Consider the following 842-nt stretch of genomic DNA (forward strand, 5'->3'; position numbering starts at 1 on the left):
GTGGCGTCGGGGCGGATCGCGTATGTGCTGGGGTTGCGGGGTCCGGCGTTGACGGTGGATACGGCGTGTTCGTCGTCGTTGGTGGCGTTGGATCTGGCGGTTCGGGCGGTGCGGTCGGGGGAGTGTTCGCTGGCGTTGGCGGGTGGGGTGGCGGTGATGGCGTCGCCGGGGATGTTCGTGGAGTTCTCGCGGCAGCGGGGGTTGTCGGCGGATGGGCGGTGCCGGGCGTTTTCGGCGTCGGCGGATGGCACGGGGTGGGCTGAGGGTGCCGGGGTGGTGGTGGTCGAGCGGTTGTCGGCTGCGCGTCGTGGTGGGCATCGGGTTTTGGCGGTGGTGGCGGGTTCGGCGGTGAATCAGGACGGGGCGAGTAACGGGTTGACGGCGCCGAACGGGCGGGCGCAGGAGCAGGTGATCGGGCGGGCGTTGGCGGAGGCGGGGCTGGGTCCGGGTGATGTGGATGTGGTGGAGGCGCATGGGACGGGGACTCGGTTGGGGGATCCGATCGAGGCGCAGGCGCTGATCGCGGCGTATGGGCGGGATCGGGGGGTGCCGTTGTGGGTGGGGTCGTTGAAGTCGAACATCGGGCATGCGCAGGCGGCGGCGGGGGTGGGTGGGGTCATCAAGATGGTGATGGCCCTGTGGCATCGGAGGTTGCCGGCGACGTTGCATGTGGATGAGCCGAGTCCGCATGTGGACTGGGACGGCTCGGGTGTGGCGCTGCTGACCCGCCCGGTCGAGTGGGAGTGGATGGGGCGTCCGCGCCGGGCCGGGGTGTCGTCCTTCGGCATCAGCGGCACCAACGCCCACCTCATCCTCCAGCAACCCCCCACCGACACCCCCGA

At 70.8% G+C, this 842-nt stretch carries 1 protein-coding gene; it reads left to right on the plus strand.

Going from position 1 to position 842, the window contains the following annotated elements; genetic code table 11:
- The coding region (locus Msi02_RS42800) for a beta-ketoacyl synthase N-terminal-like domain-containing protein (RefSeq protein WP_204053414.1) at positions 1–842 on the plus strand (842 nt) is incomplete at both ends.

The organism is Microbispora siamensis, assembly GCF_016863095.1.
Taxonomy (GTDB): domain Bacteria; phylum Actinomycetota; class Actinomycetes; order Streptosporangiales; family Streptosporangiaceae; genus Microbispora; species Microbispora siamensis.